At 64.2% G+C, this 15,959-nt stretch carries 18 protein-coding genes; 6 read left to right on the plus strand and 12 right to left on the minus strand.

The genetic code is table 11. From position 1 onward, the window contains the following. Positions 1-30: 30 nt before the first annotated feature. Positions 31-609, plus strand: a complete 579-nt coding sequence (locus tag DCN14_RS13320; RefSeq protein ID WP_096506570.1) for a peroxidase-related enzyme — start codon at positions 31-33, stop codon at positions 607-609. Positions 610-850: 241 nt separating this feature from the next. Here DCN14_RS13320 and DCN14_RS13325 read toward each other — a convergent pair whose 3' ends face one another. Beyond that, on the minus strand, positions 851-1,252 hold the full coding sequence (locus tag DCN14_RS13325; protein WP_096506569.1) for a helix-turn-helix domain-containing protein: 402 nt from the start codon (positions 1,250-1,252) through the stop codon (positions 851-853). Between the two features lie 145 nt (positions 1,253-1,397). Between DCN14_RS13325 and DCN14_RS13330 the strand changes: the two genes are divergently transcribed. After that, the gene (locus tag DCN14_RS13330; protein ID WP_096506568.1) at positions 1,398-2,018 is read left to right on the plus strand and encodes an NAD(P)H-dependent oxidoreductase; all 621 of its coding nucleotides are present in this window, start codon (positions 1,398-1,400) and stop codon (positions 2,016-2,018) included. A gap of 41 nt (positions 2,019-2,059) precedes the next feature. Here DCN14_RS13330 and DCN14_RS13335 read toward each other — a convergent pair whose 3' ends face one another. The 8 genes from DCN14_RS13335 to DCN14_RS13370 form a co-directional block, all read right to left on the minus strand. Then, positions 2,060-2,557: a hypothetical protein gene (locus DCN14_RS13335; protein WP_096506567.1), complete on the minus strand. Its 498-nt coding sequence runs from the start codon at positions 2,555-2,557 to the stop codon at positions 2,060-2,062. Positions 2,558-2,645: 88 nt separating this feature from the next. Then, positions 2,646-3,098, minus strand: coding sequence for a hypothetical protein (locus DCN14_RS13340; protein WP_096506566.1), 453 nt, complete (start codon positions 3,096-3,098; stop codon positions 2,646-2,648). Positions 3,099-3,149: 51 nt separating this feature from the next. Then, complete coding sequence (locus tag DCN14_RS13345) at positions 3,150-3,824, minus strand: hypothetical protein (RefSeq protein ID WP_115531395.1); 675 nt, start codon at positions 3,822-3,824, stop codon at positions 3,150-3,152. 13 nt (positions 3,825-3,837) lie between these two features. Next, entirely contained in the window at positions 3,838-4,497 is a 660-nt protein-coding gene (locus tag DCN14_RS13350; protein WP_096506564.1) for a hypothetical protein, read from the minus strand. Between the two features lie 103 nt (positions 4,498-4,600). Next, positions 4,601-5,488 (minus strand): hypothetical protein, encoded by an 888-nt coding sequence (locus tag DCN14_RS13355; RefSeq protein WP_096506563.1) that lies wholly within the window; start codon positions 5,486-5,488, stop codon positions 4,601-4,603. A 75-nt stretch (positions 5,489-5,563) separates the two neighbouring features. Continuing rightward, a complete protein-coding gene (locus DCN14_RS13360; protein WP_096506562.1) occupies positions 5,564-7,126 on the minus strand; it encodes a caspase family protein in 1,563 nt (520 codons plus the stop codon). 104 nt (positions 7,127-7,230) lie between these two features. Beyond that, positions 7,231-8,250, minus strand: coding sequence for a CAP domain-containing protein (locus tag DCN14_RS13365; RefSeq protein WP_143331692.1), 1,020 nt, complete (start codon positions 8,248-8,250; stop codon positions 7,231-7,233). 13 nt (positions 8,251-8,263) lie between these two features. Then, the gene (locus tag DCN14_RS13370) at positions 8,264-8,830 is read right to left on the minus strand and encodes a hypothetical protein (RefSeq protein WP_096506560.1); all 567 of its coding nucleotides are present in this window, start codon (positions 8,828-8,830) and stop codon (positions 8,264-8,266) included. Between the two features lie 467 nt (positions 8,831-9,297). On the opposite strand from DCN14_RS13370, the gene DCN14_RS13375 reads away from it, so the two are divergent. Beyond that, complete coding sequence (locus DCN14_RS13375) at positions 9,298-9,765, plus strand: DUF4755 domain-containing protein (RefSeq protein WP_096506559.1); 468 nt, start codon at positions 9,298-9,300, stop codon at positions 9,763-9,765. A 159-nt stretch (positions 9,766-9,924) separates the two neighbouring features. Here DCN14_RS13375 and DCN14_RS13380 read toward each other — a convergent pair whose 3' ends face one another. After that, on the minus strand, positions 9,925-10,800 hold the full coding sequence (locus tag DCN14_RS13380; protein ID WP_096506558.1) for an SDR family NAD(P)-dependent oxidoreductase: 876 nt from the start codon (positions 10,798-10,800) through the stop codon (positions 9,925-9,927). A 196-nt stretch (positions 10,801-10,996) separates the two neighbouring features. Continuing rightward, positions 10,997-11,575, minus strand: coding sequence for a TetR/AcrR family transcriptional regulator (locus DCN14_RS13385; RefSeq protein WP_096506557.1), 579 nt, complete (start codon positions 11,573-11,575; stop codon positions 10,997-10,999). A 203-nt stretch (positions 11,576-11,778) separates the two neighbouring features. Between DCN14_RS13385 and zwf the strand changes: the two genes are divergently transcribed. Beyond that, positions 11,779-13,254, plus strand: coding sequence for a glucose-6-phosphate dehydrogenase (gene zwf / locus DCN14_RS13390; protein WP_096506556.1), 1,476 nt, complete (start codon positions 11,779-11,781; stop codon positions 13,252-13,254). 97 nt (positions 13,255-13,351) lie between these two features. Here zwf and DCN14_RS13395 read toward each other — a convergent pair whose 3' ends face one another. Further along, positions 13,352-14,296, minus strand: coding sequence for a LysR family transcriptional regulator (locus DCN14_RS13395; protein ID WP_096506555.1), 945 nt, complete (start codon positions 14,294-14,296; stop codon positions 13,352-13,354). Positions 14,297-14,397: 101 nt separating this feature from the next. On the opposite strand from DCN14_RS13395, the gene DCN14_RS13400 reads away from it, so the two are divergent. Both DCN14_RS13400 and DCN14_RS13405 read left to right on the plus strand, forming a co-directional pair. Further along, positions 14,398-15,600 carry an MFS transporter gene (locus DCN14_RS13400; RefSeq protein ID WP_096506554.1) on the plus strand — a complete coding sequence of 401 codons (1,203 nt, stop codon included), beginning with the start codon at positions 14,398-14,400 and terminating at the stop codon, positions 15,598-15,600. Positions 15,601-15,628: 28 nt separating this feature from the next. Further along, complete coding sequence (locus tag DCN14_RS13405; protein WP_096506553.1) at positions 15,629-15,952, plus strand: adenylate cyclase; 324 nt, start codon at positions 15,629-15,631, stop codon at positions 15,950-15,952. Positions 15,953-15,959 lie beyond the last annotated feature (7 nt).

Here is a 15,959-nt window from a genome sequence, read left to right on the forward strand (position 1 = left end):
CCGGCCGGGCCACTTCATCCAGGAGACGCCATGACCGCTGCAGACAACGCTCCCATCAGCCGCTTCCCGGTGCCCGCACTGGAAGACCTGCCCGACGACATTCGCGCACGCATCGCGGCCGTCCAGGAAAAGTCGGGCTTCATCCCGAACGTGTTCCTCACGCTCGCGCATCGCCCGGACGAGTTTCGCGCGTTCATGGCGTACCACGACGCGCTGATGGACAAGCCGGGCAATCTCACGAAGGCCGAACGCGAAATGATCGTCGTGGCGACCAGCAGCGTGAACCAGTGCCAGTATTGCGTGATCGCGCACGGCGCGATCCTGCGCATTCGCGCGAAGGATCCGCTGATCGCCGATCAGGTCGCGACCAACTACCGCAAGGCCGACATCACCGCGCGGCAGAAGGCGATGCTCGACTTCGCGATGAAGGTGTCGCAGACCGCGCATCAGGTGGGCGAAGCGGACTTCGACACGCTGAAGTCGCATGGCTTTACCGAAGAGGACGTCTGGGACATCGCGGCGATCTCGGCATTCTTCGGGATGTCGAACCGCATCGCGAACGTGACGAACATGCGGCCCAACGCGGAGTTCTACGCGCTGGGGCGTTGAGCGCGCGCGCCGTGCGGCTTCGCCGGCCGCGCAGCAACCGATGCGCGGGATGGCCGCAGGACCGCCGCGCTTCGCCGCGTTTTTCCATGTGCCGGGCCCGACGCTCACGCGGCTGGACCCGGCGCCGGCGCATGGCCTTGCGATTGCCCGTACGTTCGCGGTTCAGGCCGTGCGCCGTACCGGATACGCGGGCGTACCGACCGGGCAGGCAAGACCGGCAAGCCGGCGCACGTCGGGCCGGCTACCGGCTCCGATGCACGATACGCCCGCCCGGTTCCGGCGCCGCGGCGGCCGCATCGTCGAAACGCTCGTGCGCTTGCGCGATCGACTGCTTGTTTTTCTCCGCCCACTGGACGAGCGCCATCACGGGCTCCAGCAGCGTTTCGCCGAGCGGCGTGAGCGCGTAATCGACGCGCGGCGGAATCGTCAGGAACACCGTCCGCGTGACCAGCCCGTCGCGCTCCAGCCCGCGCAGCGTCAACGTCAGCATCCGCTGCGAAATCCCGTCGATCTCGCGTTTCAGCTCGTTGAAACGCCGCGCGCCGTCATTCAGCGTCGCGATGAGGTAGAGGCTCCACTTGTCGCCGATCCGGTCGAGGATCTGGCGCGTCGCCTGGCAGTCGTTGTCGCTAGGTCGAGGCATGGTGTCGGGTTACATCGATGTGACTGGGGCACAGCCATGTGCGTTCTTGTGGCGCCCGGGCGCGAACCCTAGCATTCCACATGCATTTCGGTAACCGAGTTATCAAAAGTTACCGGGTGCTCATCTTATCCCGAAAGGAACGCTCATGAGCCGCATCCTGCTGATCACATCCAGCCCCCGCAGCACCGACAGCCTGTCCACGCGCTTTGCGCACGACCTCGCGCGGCAACTCGCGCAGCGCGACGCTGCCGGCACGGTCACCCTGCGCGACCTGTCCGCCGATCCGCTGCCGCATATCGACGACGCATACATCGTCGGCCGCACGCTGCCGCCGGATGCGCGCAGCGCGGAACAGGCACGGGCCGTCGCGCTTGCGCAAACGCTGGTCGACGAACTGCGCGCCGCCGACATCGTCGTGATCGGCTCCGCGATGACCAATTTCGGCCCGTCCACGCAGTTGCGCGCGTGGTTCGACCGCGTGATCTGGCCGCAGGTCACGTTCCGGTATGGCGAAAGCGGGATCGCCGGCATGGTGGAAGGCAAGCAGGTCTATCTGGTCACCGCCAGCGGCGGCGTCTTTTCGGAAGGCCCGTATGCGCCCTTCGACTACCAGTCCGGCTATCTGAAGCATCTGCTCGGGTTCATCGGGATGACCGACATCCGCGAAGTGCGCGTGGAAGGCACCGTTTTGGGTGCCGATGCGGTGCAAGCAGCGATCGCGAAGGCCGGGCAGGAATTGCAGGTGCTGGTGGAACAGGCTGGTTGAGACAACGGCAACGCCCGTCGATCGCGCGGGCGCTGCCGACCTCAACCAGCGCTCGCGGCTGCCAGACGCAGGTATTTCTTCGGACTCAACTGATAGAACTGCTCCATGACCAGCGTATGGGACGCTTCGTCGACGTCGACGATCTTGATGGACCCGTTCGTCAGATACTGGCCCGGCGTGAAGCCGTAGTAGTAGTTGCCGAACTTGACTTCGACATCGTTGTCCCTATGTCGCTGCACACCGGTGGCGGCATGCGTGCCCACGGTGATGATCAGCCGATTCATCCGGAGCGTCACCGGGTTGAAATTGATGTAGGTCACGGTCCACATATTGCCGAGCGCGTCCCGGTAACGCGACACCACTTCGGGAAACTTCTCGTACGACTCGTCCGCCGGGCCGTAAAAATCATTGTCGACACGAACGGCCCTCGGGCTTTTCGCCTGAATCGCCGCGAACGCTTCCGCTTGAGGATCGCTGTTTCCGCACCCTGCAAGCAGCACCATGCCGATCATCGACACCGTCAATAGATGAAACTTCATTGCACCCCCGTCTTCAAGCAATCCAAACCACTTCGGTACGTGCAGGCGGCACTACGCCGTCGGCAACGATCACCGACACCGCTTCGGCCTAGCGTTCGATTTCGCGCGTGTCGTACAGGAACATGTAGTCGTGCTGGGTGCCGTCGCTGTCATGCGACTCCTGGATCACCTGAACGATCGCGCCGGGATGGTAGGTGAAGAGCTTGTCGTTCTTCATGCGAGCCTCGGCTTCCGCATGGAGGCGCGGGCCAACGATCACGGTCGTCTTGATTCCGTTCGACGAGCGCTTGTACGTCGACGCGAAGTACATGACGCCAAAACTGTCCTGATCCGTCGTGTTGTATGTCCACGAGCAGCGATCCGGACTGCGCTTGCCGTTCGGGTCGAAGGTTTCGCAACCGTGGGTGGCATCGACACGGGAATCCTGGTCGCTGTACAGAACGATCTTGTGCCCCTGGACCGTGAAACTGCCGTAGTACGGTGCGGCATATCCTGCAGTCGATGCGACAAGCAGGGCGAGCGAGAGCATGGTCTTTTTCATGATTGGTCTTTTGGTTGAGATTGTGGATCCTGTCTGGTTCTTCGCATCCGGCTATCGTTTTTCTCCCCCGGATTCATGGTCGCTCGCGGAGCACCCCGACGGCGATTCGGTGTGCGACACGAGCTTCGCGGCATCCGGACTCTCGAGCAACGCGTGCCGGGCCGCGGCATCGGCAAACCCGACGCGGTAGCGCCCCTGTTCGTCCGGACCGTCGACGATGCTGCCGCCGTACAACACCAGCATCCGACGCATCTCCCGTTCCGCGACGCCGTCCCTGAACGTAAGCCACACGTCGCCGCAGGACCCTGTCGAGCCGCGCGTGATCGTCACGTCTGCGCCGCCCCCGTCGCTTCCGACATAGTGGGCGATGACGCCGGCCTGCACGACGACGAGCGCGACGAGTGCGGGCTGAAGGACCGCCGCATGGTCGACCATCCAGCCGCGCAGCCGTCCGACCCATGACGATCGCGCGACGTGCGCTTCGGGCTGCGCCCGTGTTTCGTTGCTCTCCGGAGCCAATCCCAGCCGCGCGGACGTCGTCGCGTACGACTGCTCCTCGGTGGCGGCCATGCTCTCCTCCCAGAACAGCTCGGCCGCCGTTTCCAGGATCTGCAGTTCCGTGCGCAATGCTGCATCGTCGCGCAGGCGTTCGACGACGCGTTGACGCTCATCGTCGGAGAGCTGATTGCGCAGGTAGGCAATCAGGACATCGTCGTCGCCGGACACCGGACCCTGAGCGTCAGTCATGCTTGCCTCCCGATTTCCGTCGCACGCACTCGACGACCGTCGACTTGGTCTCCGATACGCGACGACGGATTGCATTCGCCGACCCGGTTCGAGTCAGCGCCTGGATTTCGGTGTCCGTATAGCCCTGCAATGCAAGCTTGAACGTCTCGCGTGCGAGCGCGGACAGCTTCGCGAGACATGCGTCGAGGAGCCGCTTCATGCCTGTCGCCTCGGCGTCCGCCTCCGCCCCGGGAGCCGTGTGCCCGCCTTCGTACAGCAGCTTGTCGAAGTCCACGCCGTCGGCGACCATGCCGTCGAGCGACTGAAAGCGCTGCGCGGATTTACCGAGCGATGCGAGACGCGTGGACAGCTTGTTGATGGCCGCCTTTCCCAGGTAACGCGTCAGTACCGCCTCGAACTGCTCCGGCGCCCCTGCCATTTCCGAAGGATTCTTGAAGTTGTCCGGCTTGTCGAGAAACACGTCGACGACCGCCGCTTGCCACGCGTCTTCCACGTCCTCGCGAAACGACCAGTGATAATGCCTCCCCGCAAACCGGTAGAACGCGGTACGCGCGCTCAGGAGAAACGGCTTGAACCGCTCGCTGTGCATGAAGTCGCGCAGGGATCCCCCTCCCGGAAACGCGTTCGGATGCTCTTCTTCGTGGACCGTCATGATCGAACACCCATGATTCAAACGAACAACATCCTCTTGTGCCGCGTGGGCACTTGCCATGTTCGGCCGCACCGCACCCCGGCGCACCGGCTCCGGCCTGAATTCAGGCAGCCTTCCTTTTCTTGCGCATGAACCACCAGCCCAGCACGGCCACTTCCGCCGCGAGCAACCCCGCATACTTCAACGCAACGCCATAGCCGGTCTCGCGGATCTTTGACTGATCCTTCTGGTTGAACTTCAAGTAGCCCTGCCTGGTTGGCTCGAACACCGTCCTGACGTTCTGGTAATCGCGAACGTGACATCCCGTCGCCGTCGGTTCGAGGACGATCTTCCCCCGGAACGACTTCATCACGTAGTTGCCGCCGATATAGAGATTGTTGAATTCATTCTTCTGGCAAGCCAGTTGCAGGAAGTTCTGCATCTGTGCCGGCTTGACGAAGCGGACATGCTTCAGCATCTCGGCACTGGACGGCTGTTCGCACGCTTGCGCGCAACTGTCGACCATCCGCATCACGACGGCGTGACTGGTGATCATCGGCGTCAGCTTGTCGATCAGTGTTTCCCTGGCGGAATCGGGCGTCAGGCCGATGCGAATCGGCTTTTCGGGCGCTTCCAGATACTCGAGGAGTTCGTCCAGATAGCCCGGCGCGGCGACCACGCGCGCCTGGGTCGTCTGAACGCCGGCAACAAAGATCGATGCAGTCTTGTACACGGTGAAGACGACCAGGCACCAGAAGCCCACTATGAGAAGGCGCCCCAGGGTCTTCATGGCCAATTCGAAGTCCGCGACGTCGCTCGCTTGCGCGGCCGACTGATACTCCCCTTGCAGCTCCTGAAACCGGTCGTAATTGACCTTGGACCTCGCCGAATCGATCGTATCGGAATAGTTGACCCCAGCCCTGGACTGCCGGTATTCCGAACCGACGCCTGCACCCGGGTCGCTGAATCCGCCCTGATCGTTTCTCGAATAACCTTCCTGATCTCTACTCACCGACTTTCCCCTCGTCTGTTTTTAAGTTTCCGGCTTGCCTGAAGCAAGCGCTCTCGGCAATCGCATGCGCGTCACTCAGTCAACGGTCGTCAGCACCGGATCCCGCCCGTATGCGTCGCGGTAGCGCGCTCGGTATTGATCAACGGAGGCGGCACGTCCGACTTTCGGAAGCAGCGGAATCAGTTTCTCGGTTGCCTTGACGAAACCGTCGTCCACGGCGTGTTGCAGAAAAAGCGCGGCGGTATAGAGGTCGGCCGGCTCGTGCGCTTCGTTCAGTCTCCAGTTGCCGTACAGCGCTTCCGCGAGCGGATAGCGGCGACCGGCAGCATAGACGGCGTACGCCGTCGCTTGCGCACGCATCCGGTACCAGATCTGATCGGTAAGCATCGGCGGGCGGTTCTGCAATGCCATCGCCATCGCGGTCATCGAGAAGAGGTCGCCCTGTTCAGCCTGGTCGTGAATGCGATTCGCCACGTCGGGGTTCTGCCAGATGTCGGGAAGCAGTGCGAGCATGCGGCTCACCTCGGCATCCCAGCGGGCTGCTCCCGCTGCAGCGGGAGCTGCGTCGCTCGCATCCGGTGCGGCAGCCGGCTCCACCGCCGTCCCCCGCGATACCGAGAGCAGCGCCGCCGGTTGACGCACGCTCATGCGCGGCCCCGGCGCCGCCGAGTCCGACAGCTTCAGATCGCCGACCAGGCCATCGTTGAACCAAGGCCGCTGCGTATCGGCCGTTGCGCCCGATACCATGATCTGCGTGTGCCTCAGCATGGTCAGCATGTCATCGCCTGTCCGCATCTGCTGACTCAGGTAGTAGGCGAACGGACTGTGGTCGTAGCGCGTTGCCCCGAGCCAGAACGAGTCGAGCGCCACTCCGCCGGGTTGGGTCGCGAAAGCGATGAGTTCGCCATGCCCCGCGTCCACTTTCGTCATGACCTGCCTGCCCGCCCCGCGCACCGCAGGGCTACGGCATGCATCGAGCAAGACGATCACGGCACGCGGCGCGCCGCTGCTCGCGGAACTTCGTACGTAGCGCAACGGAATCGCATAGCGTTGAAGATCCGCGTGCGTCACCTTGCCGATCGGCACGGGCAGGTCGACAGGAATCAGGTAGTTCTCGCCACCGTTCTCGAATCCGTGACCGGCGTAATAGACGAGGGCAATTGCAGCTTTGGACGCCACCTTGCCGAAACGGTCCAGCGCATCGAGCATTTGGCCGCGCGTCTGATTCTCTTCGAGATCGACGGTAAAACCGACCGATCGCAGGCTTTCGGCAATGAGTCCGGCATCGGACAACGGTGAGCCCAGACGATCGGCACCACGATAGACCGCATTGCCGATGACGAGTGCGACGCGCGGCGCGGAAGCAACATAAGCGGATGTGGAAGGCTGCGGCTCCGTTGCGCCGCCGGGCAATGAGAACGCGGCGGCAAGCAATGCAACGAGCCATGCATTCAACCGGCTGAAACCGGCTGTGCGCCTGCTGATATTCGCGCCCGTTATTTGGCGCAAGTTGCGCGCACAACTGAACTGCATCTCTTTCCCCGTGAGAAGCCGATCAAGTCCGGTATTGCTGGGTGATTCATCGAAATGGGTAAATTTCTTATATTTACCTTTCAATGTTTCCGATGATATCGACATCCAGTTCTGGTCGTCGGCGGATTATACGATGGCTCAATAGCGAGTCGGCATGAAATTCGGTGGATCGTCCGGCCCGCATAGGGCGCGACTCACCTTTCGAAACATCACGACGCAGTCGTCCAGCTCCAGTTGATGGTAAATGGCTGACCGTTCCTGATGCCGTTCACAGTGGCTGTGTACGGCGCACCGGCCTGCAACGGATGCAGCGGCGTGCAGACCGCCGCACCGTGCAGTTCGGCGCCGATCGACGCCGTATCGGGATCCACCAGTTGGCACGGCACGTTCGTCCCTTGCGATGTGATCAGGAACGACCGGATCGACAGCTTGTCGGTACTCGCGCCCTGCAGTGTCACCGGATAGCCGACATTCGCACCGATGAATTGCGGCACATCGTTCAACGGATTCGGATTTTCGTTGGCGACCCAGGTTGTCGATGTTCCGGTCTGGCCGTCATACGGATAAGCCACGAGGTGATTGCTGCCGAGTGTTTTCGCGTTGTCCGCGAAATCGATATTCAGTGCCTCGGCCCACGACACTGCACCCGGCACGAAATTCGTATCGACTGCCACGCCCGTGGCACCAAAATCGGACAGCATGACAATGCGATGAAACGGTGCATCGATCAGTGTATGGATCGGCAGCAGCGAATCGATTCCGTTTGACGCGGACGGGCCGCTCACGGAGAGCACGATATTGACTTCACCGGTAAAGCCGGACGGATAGAGCGCGGCAATCCGGCTTTGCGGATCGATGCCGGTAAAACCGGGCTTGCCCGCGATCTCGTAGTGTCCGTTCACGCCGTTCGCCACCATGTAGTCCGCATGATTCTGCGCCGCTCTGGCAATCGCGGTGTTTTGCGGAAGCACGCGCAGGCCGATGGTCTGGCGCAGCGCGTTCAGGAAGCCGATCGAGTCGATCGCCACATCGCCGACCGGCGAGTAAGTGACGGGCACGGCAGCGATCGGCACAAGCGAAGCCGGCGTATTCGCCACGCTGCCGGTTCCCGTCGATGCCTGTCCGGCCTCGGCCTGTCCGTCCGAAGCGCCACCGCCCCCTCCACAGGCCGCAAGACTGGTCAACAGTACCGCAACCCCGCACGCTTTCAGCGCAATCGATGTTTTCATGATGGTTTCCGATTTATTGTTGGACCTGCCACCCGCTGTTCGTCTTCACCAGCGCTACCTTGGCAGCCACTGGCTCACGCATGCCGCCCACACCGGCAAAATCGTCGCGATTTGCCCAGCCCGGCAAATCGTCGACCTTCCACGTGAAATCGACGTAGGTCACTGACATACCTTCGGCACTGCTCGGAACCGTCCACTGACGGACCTCATCCACGACCTTGCGACCGACACAGAAGCCCTGACCGGGTGTCCATACGTTTTTCCCGGCCCCCGCCGGCGTGACCTGCACCTGGAGGATGTCGCCACCGAAGAAGCCCGTTGCCGTCACACGGCTCAGCGCGACATAACCCTCTTTCCTCATGCCGAGAAGAATCGGGTGAATGTGTTGCATGTCGGCTGATACGCGCAGCGGAAACACCGCGTTCCGGTCGGTGACAGACCAGCACACGCTGCCGTCCTTTGCCAGCCCGGTGTTCAGCGCATCCTTGATGTCGCCTTTCGACGGACCGGCGTGGCACCCGGTCAACGCAAACGACGCGATGCAGGCGGCTGCCGCAACGCCGGTGAACAACTTCGTCATGGAGTTCCTCGACAAGAGTGGGGTCTGTTCGAAGCGACCAGTGCCGCCTCAGGACAACGGCCCGACTCCGCGGACCGTTCTACTCCCCTATTCATTGCGATCGCGGCATTTGTTCGCTTTTTTTTATCCGACTGCCGGAGTGGTTCTGCACGCCCGGCCCGATCGACCACACTCGAAAGTCCGGGCACTGCGCGGCCCGGACTGCCTTTCCAAAAAAAAGTGCGAACAAATCCGTCATTCCGGGCGAATACGCAGGTACCGGGGCACGAGCTCATCCGGCACGACGAAAACGGAATCGCCGGAATCGGCAAACCCGCGTCATGACGCGGGTTCAAGAATCGACCTTCGGGGTCGTTGGGCGGATGAATGCATCCGCTGCGGTCAGAAGACGGCCAAACGTGCGGCGATAGCGAGGCGAGGCAACCTGCTTCGCCTATTTCAGGCAACTTTCATCGAGCGAGCAAAAAATGTTTCTTTTCATCATTTTTCTTTTGATTGTCGTGGGCATGCTGGTCTGGGGATCCGTCAAGAAAAAGGAGCTGAAGCAGCAGGTGCGGCAAGCGATCGCATTGAGCGAAGGTGACGGATATTCGTTCTTCCACGGACACAGCGGCATCGCCATCAATACGAAGACGAAGCACATCGCCGTTGCAGAGAAATGGAAGGTCAAGGCCTATCCGTACAGCGATGTTCGCAGTTGGGAAGCCAGCAAAGTGCACGCAGGACAGACACGCATGACCGCCTTCGGCGGCGCGACCGGCGCACTTGAAAATGTCGGCAATCACCACCTCGCGAAACTGAAAGCGGACGCCATGAGCGGCTTCTTCGTCAGGGTCGCGGACATCGAGAACACCGAGTGGCATATCCAGATGGTGAGCGAGAAGGAACAGGCGCGCTGGATGGAAATCTTCCGGCAGCACATCAATGAAGCCTGAGCGGCTCTTATCCGAATCGGCCGTCCGCGCTGTTCAAATCGCGCGGTGTATCGAACGGGCAATCGCGCGCCGGCGCGCGATTGCCCGTACTGCGAGCCCGGATTCGCGCGACCGTCCACACCGCTCACCCGGTTTCACCGACAACTCAAGCGTCAGCGCTCACTCCAACCCCTTCAGCGCCTCCAACCCGTCCGGCAGTTTCGCGTCCGGGAACATCGTCGACAGCGTGGCATCCCGCCACCGCCCCGCCTCCTCCGCGCGCTGCGTTTCCGCCTGCTCGCACACGAACAGCGCATCGCCGCCGAGCAGCAGGCGCATCGGCACGTCGTCGCGACGCGACAGTTCGACGATCAGCGCCGCGATCCGCGCAGGATCGCCGACCTCATGGCCGCCGTACGCGCCGAGCAGTTCGAGAATCTTCCCGACCGACGGCTGGTAGTCGGGTAGCAGGCCGTCGACGTCGCGCTTCGCCTGCGCGGCCCATTCGGTCCGCATCCCGCCCGGCTCCAGCGTGCACACGCGCACGCCGAACGGCGCGACTTCCTTCGACAGCACGTCGCTGAACCCGCCGACCGCCCACTTCGCGGCCTGGTACGCGGACAACCCGGCCGTCGACGTGCGCCCGCCGACCGACGACACCTGGAAGATGTGCCCCGCGCGTTGCGCGCGCATCGTCGGCAGCACCGCGCGCGTCAGGTTGACCACGCCGAACAGGTTCGTTTCGATCTGGTCGCGGAAGTCGTCGGCGCCCATCTGCTCGAACGGCGCCGTATGCCCGTAGCCCGCGTTGTTCACCAGCACGTCGATACGGCCGAATGCGTCGCGGGCGGCCGCCACCGCATGCGCGGCGGCCGCTGCGTCGGTCACGTCGAGTTCCATCGGCAGCACGCGGTCGCCGTACCGTTCTTCCAGATCCGCGAGTCGCGCGGGATCGCGCGCACCGGCCACCAGCCGGTCGCCCGCCGTCAGCACCGCCTCCGCAATCGCGCGCCCGAGGCCGCGCGCGGCCCCCGTTACCAGCCAGACTTTCGACATTTCTCACACCTCGATGAAGTTGAAACAACAAAATGAATGATTACTCACTCATTAATTTGAGCGATGACGCAATCATTCATGCGACCCATCGCCCTGCCTGAAATCCCCGCCGCCGCGAGCGCATCGCGATCGCCGTCACCATCGCCCGAACCGCGCGCCGCCGACCGTCCGCCTGTTCGTTACGCCCGCCGCCCGCTCACACCGCGTGCAACACGGCCCACAACGCCCGAAACCCGGCTTCCCGATACGCATCGGCCAGCGCCGGCTCGCGCGCGATCGACTCCATCGCCGTTTCAGCGATCGACGTGAACAGCGCCGCACAGAACGCATGCGCGTCGTCAACCCCGAGTCCGCCCGCCGCAGCGACCTGCGCGCGCAGCAACGCGCTGATCGCGCCGAACCCTTCGGCCCCGGCCGCGCGATGCGCATCGTCGATGCGGCCGCTCACGCCGAGCTGCTGCAGCGCGCGCCGCCCGTCCGGGTTCGCGACGCCCCACGACACATAGCCGTTCCACGCATGCCGCATCGCCCGTTCGGCCGGCGCGTGCTCCGGATACCCGGTCATCATCGCGTCGCGCATCCCGGCCTTCAGGCTCACGTACAACGCGTTCAGCAGCGCGTCCTTGGTGTCGAAGTACGTGAACACCGTGCCTTCCGCGACGCCGGCGAGCCGCGCGATGCGCGCGGTGGTCGCGCTCGCGCCGTCCTCCGCGAGCGCGCGGGCGGCGGCGGCAAGGATGGCGTCGTGCTTGTCGGGACTGCGCGGTCGGGCCACGTTCGATTCCTTTAATGAGTGAGTGCTCAATCATAATCATACCAACGTATGAAAAACAAGCGCCGTTACATATGGGCGAACCCATACGCAATCGCCCAAAAGCGTGCACTATTAGCGTTTTCACGTACTGGCGCGCCAACGCACCGGCGCCCGGCGCTTCGACATTCGTTCCACGCTCACCCGTTTCAGACCGCGAACCACTCATGACGAATCAGCCCAACCAGACCGAAGCCGACCGTCCCGTCGACATGATCATCTTCGGCGGCGGCGGCGACCTGGCCGCCCGCAAGCTGTTGCCCGCGCTGTACATGGCGCACCTGCACTGCAACCTGCCGCCGGAGACGCGCATCATCGCGGTCGGCCGCCGCGACTGGGGCATCGACGGCTACCGCCAGTTCATGGACGAGCAGTCGCGCCCGTTCATCGACGACAAGGCCTTCGACGCCGACGCGTGGGCCCGCTTCCTCGACCTGTTCAAGTACGTGCTGATCGACGTGAACGCGCCGGAAGACTACGCGCGGCTCGCGGAAGCGGCGCGCGGCGACGCGATCCGCGTGTTCTACCTGTCGACGTCGCCGGAGCTGTTCACCACCATCTGCGACAACCTGTCGGCCGCGAACCTCGTCGATTCGCGCTCGCGCGTCGTGCTCGAAAAGCCGCTGGGCCACGATCTCGCGTCGGCGAAGGCCATCAACGATGCGGTCGGCAAGCACTTCGAGGAATCGCAGATCTATCGGATCGACCACTATCTCGGCAAGGAAACCGTGCAGAACCTGATGGTGCTGCGCTTCGGCAACCCGATCTTCGGGCCGCTGTGGCAGGCGCCGAGCATCCGCAGCGTGCAGATCACGGTCGCGGAGACGGTGGGCGTGGGCAGCCGCGCGGGCTTCTACGACCATACCGGCGCGCTGCGCGACATGGTGCAGAACCACCTGCTGCAACTGCTGTGCATCGTCGCGATGGAGCCGCCGGTGTCGCTCGACCCGGACGCAGTGCGCGACGAAAAGCTGAAGGTGCTGCGCTCGCTGCGCCCGATGGCGCTGTCGGACGTCGCGCGCGACACGGTGCGCGGCCAGTACACGGCCGGCGCGGTCGACGGCCAGCCGGTGAAGGGCTATCTCGAGGAAGACAACGTGCCGGCGGACAGCCGCGCGGAAACCTTCGTCGCACTGCGCACGCACATCAACAACTGGCGCTGGGCGAACGTGCCGTTCTTCCTGCGCACCGGCAAGCGGCTGCAGCGCCGCCAGTCGGAAATCGTGATCGAATTCGCGGACATGCCGTTCTCGATCATCCCGAGCGGCCCGCGCCACTACAGCAACCGTCTCGTGATCCAGCTCCAGCCGGAAGAATCGATCCAGCTGCAGATGCTCGCGAAGGAACCGGGCAGCGGGATGAACATGGTGCCCGTGAGCCTGAACCTCGATCTGCAGCAGGCGATTCCGGAACGGCGCGCCGAAGCGTACGAACGGCTGCTGATCGACGTGATCCGCGGGCGCCTCACGCACTTCATGCGTCGCGACGAGCTCGAAGCCGCATGGTCGTGGGTCGAGCCGATCCTCGACGGCTGGAAGCAGCTCGGCGACCGTCCGCGCCTCTACACGGCCGGCACGTTCGGGCCGGCGGCCTCGTCGGCGCTGCTCGCGCGCGACAACATGTCGTGGTCGGAAGAGGCATAAGGCACACAATGCGCGACGGCGTGCCCGCGGCGCAAGCGCCATGCGGCACGCCGGTGCATGACGGCGGCCGCCCGTCTGCCCGCCCCGCCCGCCGCGCTTACAGCGGCCCCACCCACGCGGCCTTGCGCCGCGACGGCGCATCGCCGCCGCTACCGGTGCCGCCCAGCGCCTCCACCATGTAATCGACGAACGACGCGATCCGCGACGAAATCGCCGTGTTCCGGTAATACACCGCGTTGATCGGCTGTTCGACGTCGAGCGTCTGCCGGCCGAGCACCTGCACGAGACGCCCGGCCTCGCGATCCTGCGCGGTCATGAAATCCGACAGGCACACGACACCCGCGCCATCCAGCGCGAGCTGCCGCAGCGTCTCGCCGCTCGACGACCAGATGCCGGGCTCGATGCGCGACGGCTCGCCGTCCGTGCCAAGGATCGGCCACACGTTCAGCGATTCGGGCTGCGTGAAGCCGAGCAGCGTGTGCTTGTCGAGATCCTCGATCTTGCGCGGCTGGCCGTGCGCTTCGAGATACGCGGGGCTCGCGAGGATGCGCAGCCGGCTGTTGCCGATCCGCCGGCTGTGCAGCGTCGAATCCTTGAGCCGGCCGATCCGGATCGCGACGTCGGTGCGCCGCTCGAGCAGGTCGATGATCCCCTCGTTGCTGTTGAGCTCCAGATCGACCTTCGGGAAGCGTTCGCGGTAGCCGCGCACGAGCGGCACGATCACGTGCAGCATGAACGGCGTCGCGGCGTCGACGCGCAGCCGCCCCGACGGCATCTCGCGCCGCGCGAGCATCTGCTCCTCGGCATTCTCGACCGATTCGATGATCGCGCGCGCGTTCTGCAGGAACGCGCGCCCTTCTTCCGTCAGTTCCAGCCGGCGCGTGGTCCGGCGCAGCAGCGTGGTCTTCAGCTTCTCCTCGAGCCGCGCGAGCGTACGGCTGGCGGCCGATACGGTGAGGTCGAGCTGCTGCGCGGCGGCGGTGATCGAACCGGAGTCGACCACGGCCGCAAAGGCCTGGAGTTCGTCGAGCGTGATTTTCATTGTTGATCTGAAATCAAAACAATTTGATTTATAGGCTGGTTTTTCTGCAAAAGTAAAGGCGGCACACTGCGATCCATCCTTACTGGAACCAGGATCCCATCATGCCACTCGCCCTGCTTGCGCTGACCATCAGCGCCTTTGCCATCGGCACGACCGAATTCGTGATCGTCGGGCTGATTCCGACGATCGGCGCCGATCTCGGCGTCAGCCTGCCGTCGGCCGGCCTGCTCGTCAGCCTCTACGCGCTGAGCGTCGCGATCGGCGCGCCGCTCCTCACCGCGCTCACCGGCCGCGTGCCGCGCAAGACGCTGCTCGCCGCGCTGATGGCGCTGTTCACCGTCGGCAACCTCGTCGCCTGGCAGGCGCCGAGCTACGAATCGCTGATCGTCGCGCGCATTCTCACCGGCCTCGCGCACGGCGTGTTCTTCTCGGTCGGCTCGATCATCGCAACCACGCTCGTGCCGAAGGAGAAGGCCGCCAGCGCGATCGCGACGATGTTCAGCGGGATGACGGTCGCGTTCGTCGCCGGCATTCCGCTCGGCACCTTCATCGGCCAGCACTTCGGCTGGCGCGCGACGTTCCTGATCGTCGCGCTGTTCGGCCTCGTTGCATTCCTCGGCGCGGTGGCGTTCGTGCCGCGCGGCCTCCCGCAAACACCGCCCGCGCCGCTCGCCCGCCAGTTCCGCGTGCTCGCCCAGCCGCGCCTGCTGCTCGTCTATGCGATGACGGCGGTCGGCTACGGCGGCTCGCTGATCGCGTTCACGTACATGGCGCCGCTGCTCGAACAGATCGCCGGCTTCACGCCGTCGCAGGTCAGCCTCGTGCTCGTCGGCTACGGCGTGTCGGTCGCGTTCGGCAACGTGTGGGGCGGCAAGCTCGCCGACAGCGTCGGCCCGGTCAAGGCGCTCAAGCGGATCTTCCTGCTGCTCGCGGTCGTGCTGCTCGCGCTGACCTTCACCGTGCACGTGAAGTGGCTCGCGGTGCTGACGATGCTCGCGTGGGGCGCGGTCGCCTTCGGCAACGTGCCCGGCCTGCAGGTGTACGTCGTCAAGCAGGCGCGTCACTTCGCGCCGGACGCCACCGACGTCGCGTCGGGCTTCAACATCGCCGCCTTCAACCTCGGCGTCGCGGGCGGCTCGTCGCTCGGCGGCCTGATCGTCGCGAACGTCGGCCTCGGCCATACGCCGTGGATCGCGGCCGCCGTCACGCTCGGCGCGTTCGCGCTGACCGCACTGAGCGGCCGCCTCGACAGCCGTCAGGGCCTGCCGGCACGCACGGCCGAACCCGTCGAACTCGCACATTGAACGTCACTTTTTGCAGGAGCCAAACAGCATGAACGCATCGACCCGACGCCCGCCGTTCGCCGGCAAGACTTTCGAAGTCCGTTACGACGGCCTCACCGCACTCAACACGTACGACGAAGACGGCCTCCACATGCGCTACGAGATCACCGAAGGCGCGTACGCGGGTGCCAGGGGCGAAGTCGCCTATACGTGGCAGCCCGTCGCCGGCGAGACCTACGCGATCTCGTGGCAGGAAGCCGACCGCGCGACGGTCGTGCACATCGACGATTTCGCCGCCGGCACGTCGCGCTCGTTCTTCACCGCGTCGTCGCTGGATTTCCACCGGCTCGAAGGCAGCCTGCGGGCAGTCTGAACGAAGG

Origin of the sequence: Burkholderia sp. IDO3, from assembly GCF_003366075.1 — a bacterium.
GTDB classification, from domain to species: domain Bacteria; phylum Pseudomonadota; class Gammaproteobacteria; order Burkholderiales; family Burkholderiaceae; genus Burkholderia; species Burkholderia anthina.

Bases quoted from the DNA above. Each gene is read 5' to 3' on its own strand.
- DCN14_RS13320 (WP_096506570.1), top strand. From the start codon at position 31: ATGACCGCTGCAGACAACGCTCCCATCAGCCGCTTCCCGGTGCCCGCA.
- DCN14_RS13325 (WP_096506569.1), bottom strand. From the start codon at position 1,252: ATGCCTCGACCTAGCGACAACGACTGCCAGGCGACGCGCCAGATCCTC.
- DCN14_RS13330 (WP_096506568.1), top strand. From the start codon at position 1,398: ATGAGCCGCATCCTGCTGATCACATCCAGCCCCCGCAGCACCGACAGC.
- DCN14_RS13335 (WP_096506567.1), bottom strand. From the start codon at position 2,557: ATGAAGTTTCATCTATTGACGGTGTCGATGATCGGCATGGTGCTGCTT.
- DCN14_RS13340 (WP_096506566.1), bottom strand. From the start codon at position 3,098: ATGAAAAAGACCATGCTCTCGCTCGCCCTGCTTGTCGCATCGACTGCA.
- DCN14_RS13350 (WP_096506564.1), bottom strand. From the start codon at position 4,497: ATGACGGTCCACGAAGAAGAGCATCCGAACGCGTTTCCGGGAGGGGGA.
- DCN14_RS13360 (WP_096506562.1), bottom strand. From the start codon at position 7,126: ATGTCGATATCATCGGAAACATTGAAAGGTAAATATAAGAAATTTACC.
- DCN14_RS13365 (WP_143331692.1), bottom strand. From the start codon at position 8,250: ATGAAAACATCGATTGCGCTGAAAGCGTGCGGGGTTGCGGTACTGTTG.
- DCN14_RS13370 (WP_096506560.1), bottom strand. From the start codon at position 8,830: ATGACGAAGTTGTTCACCGGCGTTGCGGCAGCCGCCTGCATCGCGTCG.
- DCN14_RS13375 (WP_096506559.1), top strand. From the start codon at position 9,298: ATGTTTCTTTTCATCATTTTTCTTTTGATTGTCGTGGGCATGCTGGTC.
- DCN14_RS13380 (WP_096506558.1), bottom strand. From the start codon at position 10,800: ATGTCGAAAGTCTGGCTGGTAACGGGGGCCGCGCGCGGCCTCGGGCGC.
- zwf (WP_096506556.1), top strand. From the start codon at position 11,779: ATGACGAATCAGCCCAACCAGACCGAAGCCGACCGTCCCGTCGACATG.
- DCN14_RS13395 (WP_096506555.1), bottom strand. From the start codon at position 14,296: ATGAAAATCACGCTCGACGAACTCCAGGCCTTTGCGGCCGTGGTCGAC.
- DCN14_RS13400 (WP_096506554.1), top strand. From the start codon at position 14,398: ATGCCACTCGCCCTGCTTGCGCTGACCATCAGCGCCTTTGCCATCGGC.
- DCN14_RS13405 (WP_096506553.1), top strand. From the start codon at position 15,629: ATGAACGCATCGACCCGACGCCCGCCGTTCGCCGGCAAGACTTTCGAA.